The 20437-nt window shown below is 56.1% G+C and carries 19 protein-coding genes; 8 read left to right on the forward strand and 11 right to left on the reverse strand.

Features of this window, described 5'->3' with window-relative positions:
- Nucleotides 1-178 precede the first annotated feature (178 nt).
- Together AB8B02_RS18915 and AB8B02_RS18920 are read left to right on the forward strand one after the other, a co-directional pair.
- Nucleotides 179-1165, forward strand: coding sequence for a catalase family peroxidase (locus tag AB8B02_RS18915; RefSeq protein ID WP_439064835.1), 987 nt, complete (start codon nt 179-181; stop codon nt 1163-1165).
- A 127-nt stretch (nt 1166-1292) separates the two neighbouring features.
- The gene (locus AB8B02_RS18920; RefSeq protein WP_439064836.1) at nt 1293-1691 is read left to right on the forward strand and encodes a DUF488 domain-containing protein; all 399 of its coding nucleotides are present in this window, start codon (nt 1293-1295) and stop codon (nt 1689-1691) included.
- Between the two features lie 476 nt (nt 1692-2167).
- On the opposite strand, the gene AB8B02_RS18925 is transcribed toward AB8B02_RS18920, so the two are convergent.
- Nucleotides 2168-2413 (reverse strand): DUF2945 domain-containing protein, encoded by a 246-nt coding sequence (locus AB8B02_RS18925; RefSeq protein WP_439065897.1) that lies wholly within the window; start codon nt 2411-2413, stop codon nt 2168-2170.
- A gap of 73 nt (nt 2414-2486) precedes the next feature.
- Between AB8B02_RS18925 and AB8B02_RS18930 the strand changes: the two genes are divergently transcribed.
- A complete protein-coding gene (locus AB8B02_RS18930) occupies nt 2487-3029 on the forward strand; it encodes a DUF488 domain-containing protein (RefSeq protein WP_439064837.1) in 543 nt (180 codons plus the stop codon).
- A gap of 52 nt (nt 3030-3081) precedes the next feature.
- Here the strand turns inward: AB8B02_RS18930 and AB8B02_RS18935 are convergent, their stop codons facing one another.
- The 4 genes from AB8B02_RS18935 to AB8B02_RS18950 form a co-directional block, all read right to left on the reverse strand.
- Nucleotides 3082-3768 carry a YoaK family protein gene (locus AB8B02_RS18935; RefSeq protein ID WP_439064838.1) on the reverse strand — a complete coding sequence of 229 codons (687 nt, stop codon included), beginning with the start codon at nt 3766-3768 and terminating at the stop codon, nt 3082-3084.
- A 471-nt stretch (nt 3769-4239) separates the two neighbouring features.
- On the reverse strand, nt 4240-4881 hold the full coding sequence (locus tag AB8B02_RS18940; protein ID WP_439064839.1) for a response regulator transcription factor: 642 nt from the start codon (nt 4879-4881) through the stop codon (nt 4240-4242).
- A complete protein-coding gene (locus AB8B02_RS18945) occupies nt 4878-6662 on the reverse strand; it encodes a PAS domain-containing sensor histidine kinase (RefSeq protein WP_439064840.1) in 1785 nt (594 codons plus the stop codon). Before AB8B02_RS18945 ends, AB8B02_RS18940 begins: the two co-directional genes overlap by 4 nt.
- A gap of 1045 nt (nt 6663-7707) precedes the next feature.
- Nucleotides 7708-9177 carry an MFS transporter gene (locus AB8B02_RS18950; protein WP_439064841.1) on the reverse strand — a complete coding sequence of 490 codons (1470 nt, stop codon included), beginning with the start codon at nt 9175-9177 and terminating at the stop codon, nt 7708-7710.
- A gap of 554 nt (nt 9178-9731) precedes the next feature.
- Between AB8B02_RS18950 and AB8B02_RS18955 the strand changes: the two genes are divergently transcribed.
- The 3 genes from AB8B02_RS18955 (at nt 9732) to AB8B02_RS18965 (ending at nt 11834) form a co-directional block, all read left to right on the forward strand.
- The gene (locus AB8B02_RS18955) at nt 9732-10676 is read left to right on the forward strand and encodes an alpha/beta hydrolase (protein WP_439064842.1); all 945 of its coding nucleotides are present in this window, start codon (nt 9732-9734) and stop codon (nt 10674-10676) included.
- Nucleotides 10677-10988: 312 nt separating this feature from the next.
- Nucleotides 10989-11171 carry a hypothetical protein gene (locus AB8B02_RS18960; protein ID WP_439064843.1) on the forward strand — a complete coding sequence of 61 codons (183 nt, stop codon included), beginning with the start codon at nt 10989-10991 and terminating at the stop codon, nt 11169-11171.
- A 357-nt stretch (nt 11172-11528) separates the two neighbouring features.
- Nucleotides 11529-11834 carry a hypothetical protein gene (locus AB8B02_RS18965; RefSeq protein WP_439064844.1) on the forward strand — a complete coding sequence of 102 codons (306 nt, stop codon included), beginning with the start codon at nt 11529-11531 and terminating at the stop codon, nt 11832-11834.
- A gap of 77 nt (nt 11835-11911) precedes the next feature.
- Here AB8B02_RS18965 and AB8B02_RS18970 read toward each other — a convergent pair whose 3' ends face one another.
- The 6 genes from AB8B02_RS18970 to AB8B02_RS18995 form a co-directional block, all read right to left on the reverse strand.
- Complete coding sequence (locus AB8B02_RS18970) at nt 11912-12427, reverse strand: hypothetical protein (RefSeq protein WP_439064845.1); 516 nt, start codon at nt 12425-12427, stop codon at nt 11912-11914.
- Between the two features lie 151 nt (nt 12428-12578).
- Entirely contained in the window at nt 12579-13757 is a 1179-nt protein-coding gene (locus tag AB8B02_RS18975) for a hypothetical protein (RefSeq protein WP_439064846.1), read from the reverse strand.
- Complete coding sequence (locus tag AB8B02_RS18980; protein WP_439064847.1) at nt 13757-15043, reverse strand: hypothetical protein; 1287 nt, start codon at nt 15041-15043, stop codon at nt 13757-13759. The genes AB8B02_RS18975 and AB8B02_RS18980 overlap by 1 nt, the downstream gene beginning before the upstream one ends.
- A complete protein-coding gene (locus AB8B02_RS18985; protein WP_439064848.1) occupies nt 15040-17094 on the reverse strand; it encodes an AAA family ATPase in 2055 nt (684 codons plus the stop codon). The genes AB8B02_RS18980 and AB8B02_RS18985 overlap by 4 nt, the downstream gene beginning before the upstream one ends.
- A gap of 95 nt (nt 17095-17189) precedes the next feature.
- Entirely contained in the window at nt 17190-18017 is an 828-nt protein-coding gene (locus AB8B02_RS18990; protein WP_439064849.1) for a hypothetical protein, read from the reverse strand.
- 92 nt (nt 18018-18109) lie between these two features.
- A complete protein-coding gene (locus tag AB8B02_RS18995; RefSeq protein ID WP_439064850.1) occupies nt 18110-18724 on the reverse strand; it encodes a hypothetical protein in 615 nt (204 codons plus the stop codon).
- Between the two features lie 165 nt (nt 18725-18889).
- On the opposite strand from AB8B02_RS18995, the gene AB8B02_RS19000 reads away from it, so the two are divergent.
- Nucleotides 18890-20008 (forward strand): PGN_0703 family putative restriction endonuclease, encoded by a 1119-nt coding sequence (locus AB8B02_RS19000; protein WP_439064851.1) that lies wholly within the window; start codon nt 18890-18892, stop codon nt 20006-20008.
- Nucleotides 20001-20342: a DUF2958 domain-containing protein gene (locus tag AB8B02_RS19005; RefSeq protein ID WP_439064852.1), complete on the forward strand. Its 342-nt coding sequence runs from the start codon at nt 20001-20003 to the stop codon at nt 20340-20342. Before AB8B02_RS19000 ends, AB8B02_RS19005 begins: the two co-directional genes overlap by 8 nt.
- The last annotated feature ends 95 nt before the right edge of the window (nt 20343-20437 follow it).

Genomic DNA, 20437 nt, shown 5'->3' on the forward strand with positions numbered 1-20437 from the left:
GCAATCGCGCTATCTGACAGTTGATTTGAAATACGCCGCGATGCTCGTCGCCTATCGTCGGCGTGGGCAAGCTGAGCTGAACGCCATAGCGCGGACAGTCGCCCAAGGCTTTGCTTGCAAACCAACCGACGTATCGCCCCCGCTGAGTCCGGCCGGGTAACCATATTGGAGACAGCGCGTGGCAGAAGAGATTAGTTCGATTCGTTCAAGAGCCCAGTCGGCACCTATCGCCGATTCGTCGAGCGGACCACAAGCAGCACTAGCCGATGAAGCCGCTGCGCTGGTAGCGGATCTTCATGCAGCTTTCGGTAGTCACCACGCGCGAGCCGTCCACGCAAAGGGCGTCATACTGGTAGGCACGTTTACGCCAGCCGATGAGGCAGGGACTCTCTGTAGAGCCGAGCTTTTTTCAAAACCATCCGTACCAGTTACAGTCCGTTTTTCGAACTTCACCGGAATTCCGGATATTCCTGACAACATAGGCGCAGCAAACCCTCGCGGTATGGCTATTAAGTTTAACGTTGGCGACAGCGGCGATCTTGACATCGTCTGTCACAGCTTCAATGGCTTCCCCGTCTCGACGGCCGAGGAATTCGGTCATCTTTTGGAAAACATTGCGATGAGTGGAAAGGGCGTGCCGCATCCAACGCCGTTGGACAAATATTTGGCAAACCATCCGGTCGCACAGCGGTTCTTAACGACGCAGAAACCGCCCCCGGTCAGTTATGCCACCACGTCATACTTCGGAGTAAATTCTTTTGCGTTCATCAGTAAGTCTGAAGCACGGACATTTGTCCGTTTCCAGTTCGCCCCCACTGCTGGTGAGCATTACCTTGACGCCTCAGTCGCAAAGTCCATGGGCAGCAACTATCTTGCTCCCGAGATCGTGAAGCGCGTGGCCGAGGGGCCTGTGCGGTTCGACTGGTATGCACAGCACGCCGCTGAGGGTGACAGGATCGAGGATCCTTCCGTATCCTGGCCTGACACCCGCGTTTCTACGCTCCTCGGCACCATAAGCTTGCAGGAGGTCGTTCGAGACCAACTCATAGCTGACAAGGCCCTCCATTTCATGCCAGCGACGCTACCACCAGGCGTTGAAGCCGCCGATCCAATGTTGGCCATACGAAACGCCGCATATCCAATCTCGTATAGACAGCGACAGTAACGACAGGGTGGCCCCGCGCGACATTCGGGCGCTTCACGCGGCGTGTCCCGTGAAAAGACCGCTCTTTAACTGTGACATGAGTTTTCTCGTGAGGATTTCGGAGACAGCTCAGAATGAGAGGTATTGCATGTCGATGATTCTGATAAAGCGCATTTACGACTCGGTATCCGCTCAGGATGGAAAGCGCATCTTGGTCGATCGATTGTGGCCGCGCGGCGTTCGGAAGGACGTTGCTTCCTTGGACCTGTGGTGCAAAGAAGTTGCGCCCACCCCGCCGCTCAGAGTCTGGTTTGATCATCGTGCGGACCGGTTCCACGAGTTTAAAGAACGGTACAAAGATGAACTACGGACAAATTCTGCCGTGTCTACCCTCCTGACCTTTATCGGAGAGCACAGGGCCACCTTGTTATATGCAGCCCACGATACACAGGTGAACCACGCCGTGGTGCTTGCGGACTTTCTGGCGCGAGCGAGGGAAATAACACCCATGACAACGAAACTGGTATCAAAGCACACGTCTTCTTAATGCACGTCCATAACAGTGCGAAACGCAATCAGTCGGTTTGAGATGCCCTCCAGAGGTCGCTCCATTGAAGCCGCGAGCCGGGGCGATCTCATTTTCACGTACGTCATCAGATAGCTTCTGCAACTCGCAAGCCTGTAGTGGACTGCTCCGGTTCACGCATTCCGTTTCCTAAGCGTGTGCCGGACGGATCTAGACTGCTAAGCTATATGCGATGGCATGATTTGCGGCGCCGCCAGCGGTTCAACCAAGTTGTCGTGGAATGATCGAAGAAAACCTCATTTACTCGGGATCCTCAGATGGAGAGCACGATCAATCGCGGTCCTGTGCCTCACCAATCGCCGCAGCCCGACTGTCATCTTCTACTCTCCGCAACATCGCTAGCGTGGTCGGTTCTTCCGGCGGAGCTGACATCCCCAGCTCCCTGTTCAAGCTATTTCCCACCCATCATTAACGCGTCCGCCACCACCAATGCGGAGTCAGTCGATCAACTTCGTCAGCGCCGGACCTTTGTGAGCTGCCACGTGCCCTGTTTTGCTACTCTTTATCTCATACTGGGGCGACTCAATGCTCGCGTGATGGGTATACCCTTTATAGGCAAAATCACTCACATGCCGTCTGATAATCGTGCCGGTCACATATCCTGCCTCCGAGTTCCACCTTACCCGATCTCCGACTTTCAGCGGTTCGCTCACTAGCAATCTCCTTCTTGGGTCTCTCCACATTCGATGGTCTTTTGAAAGACCGAAGCTCTGGCGCGCCATAAACCATCAAACAAGTTCTACATGGAGGCGATAGATGTTGAATGGCCCCAACCCAATTTTTACCGTCGGTCACTCCAAGTGGAGCATTGACGAATTCGTCGAAATACTACGATACGGCTCGGTCGAACTGATTGTCGATATCCGAAAGATCCCACGATCACGCGCTAATCCTCAATTCAACTCTGTGGCGCTAACCAATGCTCTGTGCGAGCGTCGTATCGCTTATCGACGGATAGAGGAACTAGGGGGTCTACGGACGCGATCCAACTCGGTGTCGCCGGAGGTGAATGGCTTTTGGATCAATGCGAGTTTCCACAATTATGCGGACTACGCATTGTCGAACGAGTTCCGAAGAGGCTTGTTGCAGCTCGAGATGCTGAGTTTGGAGCGGCGTTGTGCGGTCATGTGCTCAGAGGCACTATGGTGGCGCTGTCATAGGCGATTTGTTGCAGATTATCTTCTCAACGATGGAAGAGCGGTATACCATCTAATGAGTAAGACGCGCGCTGATATTGCGGTGATCAACCCCGCGGCCAAGCGACATGGAGCGCTGCTCAGATATCCCGCAGCGACTTAGAATTTTTTTCGCTCCGGTTGGACTGGACGCTTTGCTACTGTCCGGAACCACTTCAATCCCTCCACCATATTGAGAGAACGACCATCAAAAGAACGAATCCAGACGCAATTTGAAGTGCGACGAAGGGGCCCATGGTATTGACGCCGAGCGCGCCACCGGTCGCGCCCAGAACAAAGGCTAACCAGGAGATCGCATTGGCCACTGCCTCGCTCACGTGCGCGCGGCCGAGGCACAGTTGCGCTAGAGCATGACCGGTTCCAAATAATGAGCCCGTTATGAAACTTTTACCTGTGGCCGCTCCAGCGACAACCTTTTGAAGACAATTTTGCATTCCCATCGCAAATGCAACAAGCAGCAAAGCAAAATTAATCGGGATTAAAGAGCCAAGACTCCAGGCTGCAATTATAGAAGCTAGCTCGCAAACGAGTACGAGAGGCAATCTAACTTTTGGTTCAACGGAATGAACGATAGTACCCACGAATGCACCAAGAACGAATGTACCGATAACTGCTCCTGCCCAGGCCATTACATACGCATTGCCCGCTGCGACGGCCGCCCCGAGCTGCGTGCTATTTCCGCTCATAAACGATAAATAGAGATGCCCCATGGCGGTGTATCCGAGACCATCTACGTACCCCGCGAGCGTTGTCATCAGCGTTGCTTGAGCAAGCATTTTCCAGGTTGGCACCGGATGCGCCGGAACCCGCGCGCTGTTAAAGCTAACAAGCGTCCTGGTCATACTCTCGTCTCTAAACCTCTTGAAGGAGCTAGGGCGCAGAACGTTTACACTGCCCGCCCGCGAAACCAGCGCTACAAATTAATGGCGGCTTCCTAAGCCGACCGCATCTCGGCCGCTTCGATTGCGGCAAGAGTTAACGAGCGGCGATCGCCGGACAGCTAATCTGCCTACGCTCTAGCATGGTTGCAGCGAACGATATTTCCAACTCGCACGATCCTCTCTTCAACAGGCCGGCCTTGCAGCGGTTGATGGCGAGGTCGGGGCATGAGAGAGCATCTTGAATTGGCTTAGATCAGTTACCGCAATCAAACTCACGGAGACCCGGTGCATTCCCGTCTGCAGCGCTCTCGCACAACACAATAGCGCCCTTTGCATGCTCAAGGTACGACGATCGATACAATGCGACAGACCGTCTCTAGAAACCCATGGACCGCGGCATTAATCACCAACATGCTTCGGTCGCATGTGTGTTCAGGAAGGCTCCTGCCGCTTAGAATAGTTGATAGGGATTTGGAGCGCTTGCGCAAACCGCACCAAGTCTGCCAACGAAGCAGCTTTCATCTTCTGCATGATTTTTCCACGATGAACCTGCAAAGTAATCTCACTAATTCCTAATTCCGCTGCCGCTTGTTTATTCAGAAGACCGCTTACTACGAGCGGCAACACGTCGCGCTCACGAGGGGTAAGGCTGGCTAAGCGTTCTTGCAGAATGCCTAGCTCGGCTCTTGCCGTACGCTGTTTATGATCTTGCGCAATCGCCGCATGAATAGCGGTCAGCAAATCCGATTCCGTAAATGGTTTTAACAAGTAATCGATCGCGCCACTTTTGATGGCTCGGACGGAAGACGGGACGTCACCGTGCCCCGTAATAAATACAATGGGAGGGTGCGCCTGATGAGAGATTTGCTCCTGGAACACTAAGCCGTTTATATCAGGCAGCTCTACGTCCAGGATTATGCACGCTGGCACATCAGACTTGAGAAACGCAGCGTACTCGGAAGCTGATCCGAACGCGACAGCCCGCATACCACGCGATGTTAGAAGCTCTAATATCCCCTCGCGCATGCGAGCATCGTCATCGACAATATAGATGATATGATCTTCAGTGATCATTGAGCGGAAGCATCGTAGGAAGGGACAACAAAGCTGACTATGGCTCCTCCATCGTCTCTCTGTTCCGCCCAAAGCCGGCCCTGATGCCCTTCTACGATCGAGCGGGATATGGCGAGACCCATACCCATGCCACTCTTCCTAGTAGTATAAAATGGCTCAAAAACTTTCTCGGGATTTTCAATTCCTTTACCCCGATCTCTTATTTCAATGAGTACGTTGGCAGTGCCATCACTGGTAGACCGGATGGATATGGCCCTTAATGCCGCGTTCGTGGACTCCATCGCGTCGATGCCGTTGCGGATCAGGTTGACGAGAACCTGTTGTATCTGGACGCGATCTGCCTCGATAAGAGGCAGATCGGCCGCTAGATCCAGTTCAAAGCGAACGCTCCCTGGCCCCACTTCACTCTTCATCATATGGAGCACTTCGGAAATAACTTCGTTCAGGCTAAGCGGCTCTTTCACGAGAACGCGCTTCTGGAAGAGCGCGCGAGTATGGTTCACAATTTCCACGGCGGAATTAGCGTCACGGATAACCCGCTCCATCGTGATTCGTGCGCGATGAAGGTCCGGCGGCTCCGCAGACAGCCATTGCTGACATGCATGACTGTTGAGGACTATGACCGCTAACGGCTGATTGACCTCGTGAGCGATGGATGCGGACATCTCGGCAAGACTCGCTGCCTGAGACGCACGGGCTAACTTATCCAAGGTCGATCGCAAGGCGTCCTGTGCACGCGCTTCTTCGTCGATATCGACGTTAATACAATACCACTGAACTATATTGCCATCGTCGTCGTGCAATGGTTCACGGCGCGCATCTACCCAGCGATAAACACCGTCACTTCGACGGAGGCGATGGCGAAATGAAAACGATTCTCCGGTGGCAACGGATTGCGACCAACGTTTTCGAAGTTCGACCTTCTCGTCCGGGTGGACGAGGACGTCGCCACCATCCGCACGCTCAATTTCATTGTCTGCAGGGATATACTTCTCTAAGCTCACACCCGTATAGTCGATCAGCCGCTTGTTGAAATACGAAGGCGCGCCGTCGGGCGCGGCCGACCAAACCAGTGCCGGTATGGTGTCAATCAGAAGACGAAGCTGCTGCTCGCTCTTTCGGAGCGCATTCTCAGCTTGTTTCTGATCATCTATATCGATTGAGGTACCGTACCAACCTATTACATCTCCATTCTTATCGCGCGAAGGGTGACATACGGCACGAAACCATCGATACGCACCATCCGCTCGAAGAAGTTGAACTTCGGACGTGAAGGCCACACCGGTTTTCAAGCTGCGGAGCCAAAGGGCGACGGTTTCCTCGGCGTGGTCCGGGTGCACCATGATCTTCCAGCCGAAATCGTCGGAGCCTTCGATTCGATTGAGATCTTCCTGCGGCGCTCCTACATAATCCATCACACTCTGATTGACGTAGCGATAATTTCCGCTCGGGTCTGTGGACCATCCCAATCCCGGCATATTCTCCACAATCAGCCGAGCTTCCTCTTCTGCTCGGTTGGTTGATGTTGCCTTGCGATAATTGTGAACGAGCCAACAGACAATCAGCGCGGAGGTTAAGAGCGTCGCGATGCGAAGGTAGGCCCTCAAGTCATCGGAATGGAGCATTCCTGCAAGGTGCGCGATTGACACAAGAGCCGTGCCGGCAAAAGCAATTGCGGCGATCGCTTGCCATCTTCCGCCAAAAAGACTGATTGCAGTAATTACGCCCAACGCTGGGGAGTACTCGTCGGCTGACCAGGCAAAAACCAAAGCGATCGGCAATGCCAATATCCAACAAGCGACCAAAGGCAACGCTTTAGACCGCACGTGAACCCCTTGCTCCAAATAGGATTATGATCTAGCCACGAAATTCGATTATCATCCGGGGCCGCACCGGCGTCTAATAGAAAGATATAATAGACGGCGAGAAATCCGGGTTTTTCACTCTTTTGAGTGAAGAATCACGCCAGAAAAGCCCGGAGACCGGCAGCATTTTCCGTGTGCAATTTGCACGGCTTAGCCGCGGCCATATCGTCGGCAGCTGCCGTATTATGACGCCCTTCCCATTGTTCAGTTACACCGGTCAGGGACCTGTCAGCCTCGGTTCTAATACAAAGCCATAATAGACGCCTGTCCGTTGCCCAATTACGTTTCCCAGATGCGAAAATGAGCCGGCATGACAGCGCTATACGATCAGCCCAACGCCAAGCATCTCCTTCTCGCTTCAGAAAGCCCGAACATGCAAAGTGCAACCGCATTAATGACAAACGCTCCGAGGCCACCCAGATTAAATGAAAACGTGCGGCCTGAAAGCGAGAGCTGGCACGACGAGGTCATCTCATACATTCGTAACCGACAGCAGATAGCGAGGGACGCGCAGCTCGTTGTAGAGGTTAGATATCTGGAGTCATGTCTTTCGGCGTTGGCAATTTGTAAGAGCCTGGGCGTTCCGATTGCGGATTAGCTCGTTGAACGAGCTAGGCTGGCTTCCAGACCATGGAGCGGCCTCAGAGCGTATAGGAACGGTTCTTGCTGGCGTGCTCGCTCCGCCGACATGACGGCGTGTGCGTTAAACGCTGGGGCCAGCGGGCTTGATGGACGAGACAGATGACTTGACATCGATTATTCTTACAAAGCCTTCCTTCCTCTTCCCTCCCCCATCCTTCCTCTTGCCCTTCCTCTTGCCCTTCCTCTTGCCCTTCCTCTTGCCCCTTCGCCTTCCCAAAGCTCTGAGGAGTCCAGAAGAAATAAGAAAAGGCCGTAGTCGAACATTTATCCACCTCACCGTAGAAAGCCTGCTATTAGCATCGCGGTATGCGGATATGAATTAGCTCGATCTCTGCGTCCTGTCTGATCGTATTCCCGACGCGACCGCGGCAAGGACGGCGAGCGTCGCAAAGACAACAATGATGATGCGTGCTGCAGCCAGCATCTGCTCCGGTGTTGCCAAAAGCGTGAGAGAGTGTCCGGAGCTGCCGCCCAGCTGCCAGGAGAGCAAGGCTGCGCTCATCGCGATCCCCATGCTCGTGCCGATGGTTCGCACTACATTCATTGCTCCGGCAACTTCTCCAATCTCGCTCGAAGGCGCGGTAGCCATAATCGCGCTGTTATTGGGAGCTCCGAACGCGCCCTGCCCGATCCCGATCACGGCAAGAGAGACGACGATCACATACAGGTCGGGAGTTTCAGGCCGAAGTGCGAGATACAATATCCCCAACCCCGCTGCCGTGCCGAGCATGCCGGCTGTACAAAGAACCCGCTCGCCGTATTTCTCCGACAGGACGCCGCTCAACGGCGCAGTTACTGCCAAAAGAAAAGGAATGATCGCGAGCCGTAACCCCGCCAATAGCGCTGTGTCGTGAAACGCACGCTCAAATACGAAAGGAAGAAGAAAGAAGAGGCCGAAAAGAATAGTGTTCGCAAGCAGACCAGCTACGTTACCAAGCGTGAACGCGGCGCTGCGGAACAAGGCGAGCGAGATTAACGGCGAGTGAGTATTCTGTTCTCGCCACACGAAGGCGATGAGAAACACGATCGCGGCAACTGCAGTCATCCAGATCCACCAAGACGACAATCCCCAGGCACCGGCCTCATTAGTGGCGAGCAATAACGCCGCCAAGCCGGGTGCCAAGAAGATGGCGCCCCAAAAGTCGAAGCGCCCTCGGTCTACCGGTAGGTCTGTCGTCGGCAAGACCAGCCAGGCGAATATCGCTCCGGCGATCCCAACCGGAAGGTTCAACCAAAACACCCAACGCCAGTCCAGTTCGGCAATGATCAGCCCGCCCAATGCCGGGCCGGTGCAAAGACCGATCGCCTGGACTGCCGCTTGGATGCCGAGGGCGCGCCCGCGTTCGTGCGCTCCGGCGGCAGATACGATTATCGCGACGCTGTTCGCCCCCAATGCCGCGGATCCAACCGCCTGCAGCGCACGAGAGGCAATGAGCATCTCAAGATTTGGCGCGAGGCCACAAAGACAGGATCCTACCACGAAGGTCAGAAATCCCCCGATATAGATCAGCTTTCGTCCGATCATGTCCGAAAGCCGGCCAAAGATCGGGAGCATGATCGCAACGACCAGAAGGTAGATAACGGCGACCCAGCTTACGGAATCTACACTAGCCTCGAAATCCCTTTCCAACACGGGAAGCACGAGCTGCGTTATGCTAGCGTCGAGCTGCCCCATAAAGGCGCCTATGCAGGCAGTTGCGACGACAATCCAAATATAATCAGAGCGCTTTGTTATGAAGGGGAGCGGGCGAGGTTCACGGCCGGATAATCTCTCAACTGTTTGAAGCATCGTAACGCACCTCGGTCGGGCTTCGCAAAGCGGAGGCACTTGCCAATTTTCCGGCGGGACCCGAGATGCACGTTACGCGCAAACAAAGCGGGAATATTGCGCCGTCGCGCGGCACTTGTTCGAAAGCACTGCAAGCATACGGACAGACCACCGCCAACTCTCCGGTACGATCAAACGACGTTCACGCGGACGGCTTCGGCGTTTGGTAAAGGAAGCCCTGATATTGTGTGAGCGCGAAGAGCGTCTGTAGCTCGAGTGCCACGCGTCGATTTCTATCCGCAGGCTCAGAAGCAGCGCCATCATTCGACCGTTAAACCGCCGGTAATGGCGGAGCAACGATATTGGCGGATCGAAAACAAGTGTTCGATTTTGTAAGACCGCTGCCTCGCTGTAAGACTGCGCTTTAGGGAGAAACATAATACCTCCAAGCAGACGCCGATTTGCGTTCCGGAAAGCACGCGTATCTTTTGAGGTTCTTCATGAGATTGCCAACATTTCTGTTCGGGTTGACTCTTCTCGTCCTATCATGCGCGGGCACGAGAGCGGAACCGGCGTTGGACCCGATTGTCGAAAGCTTCATAAACGGCCTGAAGGCGCAGAACTTTCCGGCTCTCAACACTCGCAATCCCGAAGAAGCTCGCGATGTCTTGGAACGGCTTCAAGGGCTTCCCATTCCCTTCGCACCGACCGATGAACATAGTCGCTTCGTTGCCGGGGGTCCAAGCGCACGGACCCACGTTCACATCGTTCGACCGAAGGGCGTAACGGATGCTCTCCCAGCCATAATATATCTGCACGGTGGGGGATGGATGATGGGGAGCTTTAAGACTCATGAGCGGCTCGTTCGAGCGCTAGCTCACGGGGTCGGTGCAACGGTTGTGTTCGTCGATTACTATCGGACGCCGGAAGCTCGCGCGCCGATCCCGATGGAGCAAAGCTACGCAGTACTAAAGTACGTGTCAGAACACCCGATCGAACTGAATATCGACCGTTCGCGCCTCGCCGTCGCGGGAGATGGTGCCGGCGGCGGGATGGCAACCGCGCTAACTATGCTTGCCAAGAAGCGCGGTGGCCCGACCATCAAGAGCCAGGTTCTGCTTTATCCGCTCACGAGCGCAAAATTCGACGATGCGAGTTACAAGGAGTTCGCCGACGGGCCCTGGCTCGGCCGCGACGACATGAAGTGGTTCTGGGAATTCTATATGCCGGATCGATCGGCAAGGTCCGAAACCACTGCCTCGCCCTTGCTTGCGGATATCGATGACCTTCGTGATCTTCCTCCCGCTTTGATCATCACAGCCGAGCATGATGTGTTGCGAGACCAGGGGGAAGCATATGGGCGCCTCCTCGTTGCTGCTGGCGTTCCGACAAAGCAGACTAGATATCGCGGCGTCATTCACGACTTCATGATGTTGAACGTATTCGCTGACATTCTTCCCGCCCGGATGGCCCTGCAACAGACGATCGATGAACTTGCGATTCGGCTCAAGAAACCTTAGTCGTCGACGTCACGCAAATGGAGCTGGAATCTTGTTTTGTTGGTGGTGGCTTGATCCCAGCACTTAACCTCTTTGGAACTGGCGACGCTAAGATCCGATCGGCTCTCCGTCCGATAGCCACCGGAAATCACAAAATGGTCGGATCAGGATGGCACGAGCGCTCTTGGATTGGACCGAAGGTTCTCTATTAGAGACGCGTTCACTGCAGTCGCAACAAGCCATTCGAATCAGGGCGCGATCAAGCTCAATACGCAACGACTGATGCGTCTTGTGCGAGCCAAGCAACATCGACGGTTTCAACGGAGCGTTAGCGTGAACATCGCCCGTGAAGGGTTCACGATCTACCGATTCATTGGAAAAGATCAAACAAATCCGTGTAGCCGGGTCGACTTGCAACGTCGTGGGGACAACGAAGCCACGGCCAACGCATACATCGGCGCGTCGTCATCAGGCGCGCAGTGCGGCAACGAAATCAGCATCGGATTTGTGTCGTGAGTATGAGCTCGCCTGAACCAGATTGATGGCAGTTACGCTAGTTGACACATATCGTCGGCCTAAGTTGTCGAAGAGCCAGATCATGCGCCGTCTGCCGTGATCACGCCGAGCCGTGAGCGACATAGTCGTGCGGACGATTCGCTCCGGCCACCGCACGATTTGTTCTCGAACTGACCGCAGAGCGAGGTGCACACATCGTCTATATCATTAAGAGGGCGATTACTGCTCCGTCCGACTGTCAGACACTCCATCTCATTCACTATCTATCTAACCAACCCACTTACCTTCTACCTTCCCACCCTTCTCCCCTTACAGCTGGGCTTTGCCCACGGAACCTCTTGGATTGCAGTGCCGACCATGAGCCGATATGCCGAGAATAACATACTGATGAAGGAGGCGATGCAAACCTTCGACGCGCATGGTATCCGCTACTGGAAGCCAACAGCTTTTCAGCTAAAAGTTGGCATTTACAGCTTCTATCCCGGTAAGGGTACGATCTATCTTGATGGCGCGCCTGAAGCTCGGCCCGAACGCGGTCTTCCAAGTTTCATCGAACTCGTCCAGCGAAAATCAAAGTCAGGGCTGCGTTCTTCACGGCCGGACCGCTCCGACACGCCCGGTAATCAGGGGTTTCATATCCGAGACGCAATGAGCGGACGTTAGTGGGAAGAGGGATTGATCACCCCAGCCACCACGACCGACACCTGCCAGGCTGGACACACCGACCACCCCGGAGGCCACTATTCATCAGCCTCAACTTCGAGATGATCTTGTACCGTTTCGCCCAACCAGGACCATTCCGGTTCGACCGTCGAGCGTATCAGAGCCCGGATCCGCGGTGTCGTGCCACGAATGTTCAGGTCCCGGATGAGCAGAGCAAGGTGCTGCTTGTCCTCGATCGCCTCCAATTCTTCAAGCGTTGGCGGGACCAAGATGCAGGGATAGGTGACCGGATCAATCCCGTAGCGCCACGTCGGATAGCGTGGAGGGAAAAGATCGGCGCCACGCCCCTCGCGGCACAGCTTCGCGATGGCTTCATCAGAGATCAGTTCGCCAAAGGGCTCTCGATTAAGCGCGGCGCGCACCGAAACCGGGTCGGCACCGTCCACCTCCGAGATATATGGACCAATCGCCACGCCAAGGCGTTGGCGAGCAATCGCCGCCCCCTCTTCGGACCACTGCCCAACGAACGGCCGGTCCACATGGGCTTGGCTGGGTTCTTTGCCCCGCCCCTTCGTCCTCTTGATAGAGCTCATTTCATTGCACCAGATTGATTGCCTAACGGGCCCAATGGCCATCCCGACCAGTAGGCGGCCCGCCTTCATCATCGGCTTGGATTCGAGGTGCTAAATCAAGATTCTCAAATCAACAAATCAGGCAACTTAAAACGGCACACAACCGAACAACTCAACCGCTCGAAGCTTTTCGTTCGGCGGTCAGTACTGACATCCCCCGAACGAAGCTCGCTTCCCAGGACATATCCGCCTGAAGACCGGCCCAGAAGCCAACCATCCGGTCCATCGCTTCATCAACCGGGAGGTCTGTACGTGCGGACCAAGCCGCCCAATCATCCATGACCCGCCCCCAGTCAACCGGCGAAACGAGATCCAATGCCGGACTGACGCTGCCGACCGGCGGCACCGTACCCAGCAGACGGTGCAACTGGCACGCCACGAGGAAGCCTTGCATTGCCTTCATCCTCATCGGACCGTCCCGGCCCACCTGCCCAAAGAGTGTGAGCGCTTCATCACAACGATCAAGCAAAACGGCCCGCCAGCAGGCTAACATGGTCGATCCCCAGCCAAATTCCGGCTCGCGGACCAAGCTTTCGATCGTGAGGTCGCCATGCGCCGCCACCCGCCTGAACATGCCCAACGCCTCGCCGAACGATCCATTTGCTGCCCGCGCAATCGCTCGGATCGCAGCTTCATCAGACCTCAACGCCAACTGCCGGCACAGCGGCAATAGACGTCCAACCATGCCCTCGACCGATAGAGGCCCGATCCTGAACACGCTGCAGCGGGACCGTAGGGCCGCTGAGAACCGCGTTTCGTCGTTCACGAGAAACACATAAAGGCTCGACGAAATCTCGAGTTCCAGCGTCTTCAAAGCGACATCGGCTGCGGCGCCCGCGAGCTCTTCGGCGTTGTTGATCACCACGACGCGTACCGATGCCGTGTTCAATCCGCCGTCTCGCTCGATCAAGGAATGGACAGCATTGACCTGAGCCCGCTCGTCCACGCGTTCATCATCTTGGTCAAGGCGACCGAAATGCCTCGCATCGACTTCGACATAGGCAAAGCTCGAGCGATCAAAGGCGAGGCATTCGTCACAGGTTCTACAGGGCGCGGCGTCTCGCCGCGTGTCTAGTTCGCGCTCACAAACCAACGCCTTGGCATAAATACGCGCGACCGTCCGTTTGCCGACGCCCGTCGCTCCAACCAGTGCGATTGGCTGGTGAGCACCAGACGCATGCTCGTTTCGTAGGTTCGAAATCAACGCCTCGAACCAACGTTCATGGCCCACGACATCTCTAAATGACGACGGGCATCCAGGATCTAGATAGGCACTCGGCGGCTGCTCCATCAACGAACCTCCGCAATGGCCGGGGCGCTCTGTTCATTTGACGACAGAGCTACGGATTGATCGCTGTCCCCTTGAAGCCCAAGCTGAATCCCGTCAACCTGCCCCTCACCCATCGACCGTAGCCGCTCGCGAAGCGCGTTCTGCAACCCGATGCGCGCTTGATGGAGGCGACCTCGGCTGCCTGAAGCATGGCGAGCAAACACCAATTGAAGCGTCCGCCAGCCTTCGTGCGAGGCGATCCAGTCAGACGCACTGTCAATTCGGCCATATCGTTGGCAGACGTTGTCCAGCGCAACGAACACGTTACCCGTCATGCACTCCTTCTCAGCGGCCAGGAGCTGAGCTGCCCAAACGCAATGCAGTGGATCCTCAAGGCGCCGGTAGCGTCTATCGCGGCTCTCCAGAGTGCCCGTCGTCGCGCGGTAAAGCCGTGTGAGCACCTCGTCGGCTTCCAGCATCCGATCATGCCGCAGACCATCGACAACCTTCATTAGGGCCGAGAAGCTTGGTGCATCGCGCCGATCGAGAAAGCGGCGTAAGGTCTCGGGCACAACCCATCGCTCGACTCGCCGTGTGTTGACGTCATCGGCTCGACGGAACTCGCCGCTTTCCATTTCACCCAGAACGACGAGATCGATTTGCATCGAGAATTCAAATGGCGCCAACGCCGCCCGCTCGATGCACTTCCGTAACCGCGATTGGAAGCGCTTATTATCCGTCAACGCGGAAAGATCGCCCAATCGACTCGCTCGAAGATATCTTCGCGCAATCGCCAGATAGGTCTCGGACGTGACGAACGGCTCCTCAATCAGACCGATCGCTTTCACCGTGGACCGCCACGCCGCCGTCTCGATCAATTTGTGTGTGTCTGGAACGAGCAAGAAGATCGAGTGCTGCTCGCTGCCGGCAGCAATGGCACTTAAGGCGCGCGCAATGTCGTCAAGCGGCGGATGCTCCAAGGTCGGGTCGCCGAGATCACGCATGTGGAGCGTCGGTTCGTCGAAGAGCGAAACCTCCGACACTGTCGCGTGCAAGCTAGGAACAATTTTCGGCTGAGTACCCGCGGTAGCTTCAGGAAATTGAGCTTCATCCAATCTTACGCCGATTGAGCTCTTTGCAATGTCTCGTAAGCGACGCCCCTCTTGCTTGGCGTGGCTCACAATCTTCGTGCGAACCGCGGTCCGGAAAAGCGCGGACTCCTTACGATAAAGATAGAGGTAACTAGTCTGATCGAGTTGCGGCAGCTGCAGAAAATCGACATCGGTCGTTATCGCAGGTCCGTTCATGACCGGCTCCAAATAGCCCAGCTGCGTGTCGGGGCAGACGCGGCGCGAGTCGACCGAAGCTCGTCCTCCTCATAACTGCGCCTTTCTTCGGAGTAAGTCGCCTCCTCCTGAGAATGCTTGGCTCGCAGTTCTGTGAGCGCTGCCTGCAGGGTCAACCTCTGCTGATCACGATATACGCTCTCATCCAACTCCCAGCCGTCATACAGCCGATCCCACTGTTCATCGTTGAATGCCGAAAGGAGATCAACGCCACAGTCCCGATCAGCCTTATTCCGAGCTGCACCACCCAGTGCCTCGGAGAGATCCAGACGGGTCCTGGTTCCGATGTCTCCGGCGACGTGCAGGTATTCACCTTCAATGCCTAGTCTGGGATGGATCGGGTCGGACGGATTGAATCCGCCGCAAAGCCAGCGTACGCACCTCCAATGCTCGTCCAGGCGCTCGCCGACCGGTGCCACCTCCATCGTAATCGCTGCGTCTTCGGCGCCAGCTACGCGACTCTTGCGCTGCCACTTCAGCATCCATCGACGCAGTTTCTCGACATCAGAAACATGTGCAATCAAGCGCCCACACGACCCATGCACGTCATCCCGCTCTTGAACGAAAACACGCAAACCTGAATCACCGTAGCTAAGGAGCTGTGTTTTCACCGCTTGGCTGAAGCGCGCAAAATGCTTCGATGCCGACGCCTGTTCTTGGTGACCGAAAAGGCCATGACGAATTGTAATGCGGACGTTGAATGGCGGATAGCCCTGCTGCACTAAGAATGACGCAGCGGCGAAAACGCTTCGCACATGCCCGCGGTTGAGATAGGCAGGGTCTTTCGGCGCCTTAGCATCATCACTCGTAACGACACGACGCTGATGTTCGGCCCCATCCTCCAGCGCGGCCACGGCTTCCGGCCGGATCCGGACCGCAGACTCGTCGGACCGACGCACTGGTTCGTTCCTGTTTGCCGTAATCTGAAACCGCAGCAGGATGGCGAACAACGCTTCGTCCGTCAGATCCGAGGTGATGACCGGCCAGATATCAATCAGGCCTTCAAAGACCGCCCTGAGATCGATATTGGGCAGCCGGTTCGTAAATGCGTCGACGATTCGTTTTCGCTCTTCCGGCCTGATCGAAGCGACGACCGGGTCAACCGAGACGTCAAGGCCGCAAAGCTCGATATAATAGAATCCAACAAGGAACAGCTGAATCAGACGCGCCTTGTTGCGAACGCTGTCCGACCATTGCAGAAACTTCCCGGTCTGATGCCGGAGATCACCAGCTCCGAGCGCTTCGAAATACTGGATGAGGTGCTCGACATAGTCCACGCCGAATACCGCGGCGACACGATCGCGCGTAATTTCGGTGCCATCACTGATGAGGCGTATCTTGTCCAACGCTTGAAGCATGTTGCGCGGCTGATGCTCGCCCAGCCCCGCCAGAAGCGCGATGGCTTCATGATGCAGCGTCAAGCCCTCGTCCTGCGCGGTGCGCGATAGAAGGCCGAGACTCTGGGAATGCGTCAGAGGGCGCACTTCAAGCCGAATCGTCCGAGAACGTAGCGCATCTGAAATTCGCTCAAGCGCCGTGGTGGCGAAGCAGAAAGATAGGCCCGGTGGCGGCTCCTCAACGATCTTCAACAGAAAGTCGAAACTATCTCGATACCTGGACAGGACGTGTGCTTCGTCGAGAAATATGACAGTTCGCCGGCCGCTATCGGCTGCTGCCTTCACTACGCGGTTGATCTCGGCCTTGAGGCCGGCAAGGTCGCGGAACTTCGGTGTATCGAGCTCGACAAAGCCAGCATCGTCGCCCGCATCCAACGCTTTGCACCGGTCGCATGCAAAGCATCGATCGCCGGTGGCGGTCGGCGACTCACAATTCAGCGCGCCCGCATAAATCCGAACCAACGTCGTCTTGCCCGAACCAACGCTGCCGTGCAGCAGGAGGTTTGCGCAACTCTGCTTATTCAGAATGAGCTGGGAGATGATACGCTTCGGATATTCTTGACCGATGACGCCCTGGAAAGTCTCGGGCCTGTACTTGAGAGCTAGACGTTCCACGCGAGCCTCAGATATCTCGTAAGTTTTTGCTTGTGCTTCTGGTCGTCATTGAGCGGAGGCAGCGAATCGCTACCCCCGCCCCACTTTTGCCGGCCTCAATGCATCATGAAAGAGAAGCAGTCCAGGAGCGTGACGGCACCTCGACGAGACGCCTCACGAATGACAATCGGCTCTTCGTTCCATGATGGAGTTTCTGGGTAGACTGATGTGAACTCTAGTGGCTTCGAGAGCGGCCCGTTACCGATGTATGCCTCGCTGCGAATGTTGCCCGTCAAGAATTCAAAGCCAACTCGGCGAGCAAGGTACTTTGAATAATCGTTGGATCCTGAACAGGCACGACGCAGTTCGTCGTGTAGCTCGACGCAGTCCCACCATTGCCCGTCGATGAACTCGATCACCAGGTCATCGACTTCCATGGCCGCGAAACGGATCTGGATTTTCTCCATCCCGCCTTCCTCGAACTCGTCGTCAATCCAGCTGATGTCCTCGACATTTTCGGCGATAACTCCGTCAATGACTCGCTTGATCGGCTCGATATCGTCCGGTACCACCCAATGGCGATATCCGTGGTTAGTCTCGCCACGATCGGCGTCGACGACCTCGCCTAACCGGCGTTCAGTCGCGACGCTGCACGCCGAGAGATCACTCGACGGACCATCGAACTGCGCCAGATAATCTGGCGACATTGCGTGCAGCAGAGAGGCACCTTGACCATTCGCGCATGCATCCACGATGCCCTCGAAACGCAAGATCTCGCCGAAGGGATGGGTACGACAGATCTCGTCGCGAACTGCGGTTGGGTCCGAGAGGTCGATCTGAGCGTTTCCAGAATGATCCGGGCTGTGCTCATCTTTAACTTCAAGAGTTTGGGTGGCCGTAGCTAAGTCATATGCCCAATCGGGCGCTTGGTTTGATTTCTTCATGGTGGGTCTCGTTTGTGGGCCCGCTTGGGGACAGGTTGCGCGTAAGGACGTGTGGCGCCACGATCGCTGCGTGGCGCCACACGCGCGACCGATTAGGTCGCGTGGAAAAAAGGGCTTGCGTTGATTTGCACGCCAGTTGCGCGGGAACGGTCCGCTTCAGGAGCCTGCGCGCGGTCCTTTACAAATGGATTGACCACTCCATTCGGGCGCGTGCGGTGCTGAGTCGCAATGGGGCTAGCCGTCGGTGCTGAACCAAATGGATTGTTGGACGGCCGCGTTGCTGGCGAAGGTGTCTCCAGATCAACCTTTAAATGCCCGCCACAAGCAACTTCCTCTGCTTGATCGTCATCGTTGATAAAGCTATTCAGAAGCTGGCCCTCGACGGACGGCGAGGTGGCAGCTCGCGCCGTGAGATCTGCAATCTCTGGGTCAGCCCAAGAACCGCCCTGCAAGATGGCACGAGCGAGTTGATCGCGATCGTGAATGCTTCCGTAATATTGGCGAACTGGTGAAAAGTCGTGGCAGCGCTCTGTTTCACCGGTAGCGGCCGTGTTTTTCTCTTCTGGAGCCATGTGGCCCTCCATAAGTTCGGGCCTCAGCACACCTGTGAAGAGTACCCCTACTATATAGAGGAACAGATAAAGAACATCTGGTTTGTCACATTCATTTCTTAGTAACAATTGCGCGATTTGCGAATCGAAATTCACTTCCGTGTGACGGATGTTAAGGCGGAAAGCGAACTCTTGTTCATTTCATTCGCCGTTCAACGACCTCTGCTTGTCTGATGAAGCGAGCGCCTCAAGCCTGCGCGTCAACATTCTCTGCATCCCTCCGAATCCCTCTCGCACGCTCCTGTGCGATCGGAGATTCAAATGTCCTCCTTCCTCACTACCGCGCCCTTACCGCGCGTTCCTCTCGTCCCGCAGTCCATCCTCAAGGATCACGGCGTATCCTGTATTATAGATTCTAGATTCAGAGCCGCGGCGCGCCTACTCCAACATCTCTGGCTTCGTGATAACGGCATCCCTATGGGCCATCACGTTCGGCGGGACGGCGAAGGTGATGTCGTGATCCCGCTTGAGTCCCTTCTCTCGGCCGAGGCTGCACGCGCCGGCCGGAACTTCATCTCCCCGGCCGTCCACACCTTCGTCCGCCGCGAACTGATCATGCGCGAGGAAGGGGCTTGTTTCGACGAAGAACGGCTCTTCGGGAATGCTTTGTCTTCCATGCCGATGTGCTTCAACGTCTTCGCACCCCTGGCCATGGACCTCGAACTGGCGACCGCGACCTTTCGTTCGCTACTGCCGAACTTCGTTAAGCAAGTCCACTCAATACGGTTCGAAACAGCGCCCAGCCGCGAACGCGATCGGGCTGACCCTCGCTTCCTCCAAGACGGCAGCGCATTCGACCTTGCCGCGGAGGTCACGGACCTCGATGGTGATCGCGCCACGGTCTTCATCGAGGTCAAGTATAGCGAGACAATGGAGGGCCCCGCCGCACGTCTCCGCGAACGCTACCTCATCGCCGCGCGGGAAGTCGAACTCTACAACGATCCCGACTCCTTCGTCCTGCGCTCCGTTGCCTGCGAACAATTTTTCCGTGAGCACGCCCTGAGCCAACTCGCCGTCAACGCCGGCCTTACGCCGCGCGCCATGTTCGTTGTCATTGCCCCGCGCCTCAACCGCCGTGTCCAAGCCGCAATCCGCATTTATGCCAACGAGCTCATTCCCGAAGAAGAACTCGACTACGATCGCGTCCGCTTCCAGGCGATTACGCTTGAAACCGTCATCGACGCCGTTCGTCAAGCTGGCGCGGTGGACCTCGCCAAGACCCTTTGGGGCCGCTATTGCGATTTCGAACGTATCTTCCACCTCGCAATGGCGGAGACGGTCGGGGATCAGTCTCCAGACAGGAATAACGCAGCTGCCCCGCCTCCTTCATCTCCCAAAAGATCGCGCCGACGAAATGAGGTGGAGGCCAGCCATGCGTGAAATCACTCTCCTTACCGTCGAAGACAGAGTGGCGCTCCTGGTCAATGGCCTCTCGGGAGAACGTGACCACAAGCCCGTGGTCAAGCTCATGCGCCCGGACGCAGCCGCAACATGGCTTCTCACGGAGTGTGACATTGACGAGCCTGACCGGCTTTTCGGGCTCGCAGACCTTGGCGTCGGTTACCCTGAGCTAGGATTCGTCAGCCTCCAGGAGATCTTGGAAGTAAGAGGACCGCTCGGGCTTCCGGTCGAACGCGATATCCACTTCGTTGCCGATAAGCCGTTGTCCGAATACGTCACCGAAGCGCGCGCCGCGGGACGGATCACTGTCTGATCGGCTCTCCAACGGGGGCGATGGTCTGCAGCGCCATCGCCCCTAGGGGCCGAATCAATGTCCCTCTTCCGGCATTTTTATCGCTGCTACCGCTC

This window comes from Tardiphaga sp. 862_B3_N4_1, assembly GCF_051811085.1.
GTDB lineage: Bacteria > Pseudomonadota > Alphaproteobacteria > Rhizobiales > Xanthobacteraceae > Tardiphaga > Tardiphaga robiniae.